Annotated in this window: 1 protein-coding gene and 1 pseudogene; both read left to right on the top strand. The window is 23.1% G+C overall.

The window, feature by feature from the left end:
- Positions 1 to 119: 119 nt before the first annotated feature.
- Positions 120 to 356, top strand: coding sequence for a hypothetical protein (locus tag RI01_RS03150; protein WP_017193219.1), 237 nt, complete (start codon positions 120 to 122; stop codon positions 354 to 356).
- Between the two features lie 6 nt (positions 357 to 362).
- Positions 363 to 792 (top strand): annotated as a pseudogene (locus RI01_RS03145) (hypothetical protein); the annotation flags it as partial.

The following is a 792-nucleotide window of genomic DNA, read 5'->3' as shown; positions in this document are numbered from 1 at the left end:
TCACGCAATATCTCAAAAGAATAATCAAAAATAATTCCACCAATATTAAAAGACTCTAAATTAGAGTCTTTTTTATTTTAAAAAAACTTTAAAAATCAAAAAGAAAGCGAGAAAACAAAATGAAAATTATTCAAAAATATTCACCTTATATTTGTTTAATAATTTTTACTTTAACAACAATAATAATCTGTAATTTCAATAATAATAATTTAAAAGCAAAAATTAACCTTATAGAAAAAGAAATGGATGCATTTCAAAAAGAAACCCAAAGTAATTTTCAAAAAATTAATGAAAATATAGATAATTTAGAAGAAATGATAATAAATCAAAATAAATCTAATCAAGAAAGCGAGTAAAATCATATGTCAAAAAAAATAATTGAAACTAAAAAAAATCAATCAAAAAACAATAAAAAATCACATCAATCCAAAAACAATAAATCTAATAAAATAATTATCAAAAGAAAAACTCCAACTCCTAAAATAATTATTGAAACACAAGCTAAAAAAGAAAACTGGTTTCTTAAAATCATTAAAACTTTCTTTAATATCCTTAAATGGTTCATCCCATTATTATTAATTGGTGGGGCGATTTATTGGACGCTTTTCAAATTCTTTCCTGAAGTTTTAAATCAAATCAACACTTTTACTGGTGATGCAGCAGCTAAAACTAAAGTGTTTTATGATAAAGCCACTCAACCAATTCGTCAAGTTATCGAGTATATTTATAATAAAGTAACAGGCAACGATAAAGATCCTAATCATACTCCTTCACCTCAAAATAAATTAGGTT

The organism is Italian clover phyllody phytoplasma str. MA1, from assembly GCF_000300695.1.
Taxonomy (GTDB): Bacteria; Bacillota_I; Bacilli_A; order Acholeplasmatales; family Acholeplasmataceae; genus Phytoplasma.
Note: the sequence above shows the minus strand (reverse complement) of the source record. Positions and strands in the feature narration are given on the sequence as shown.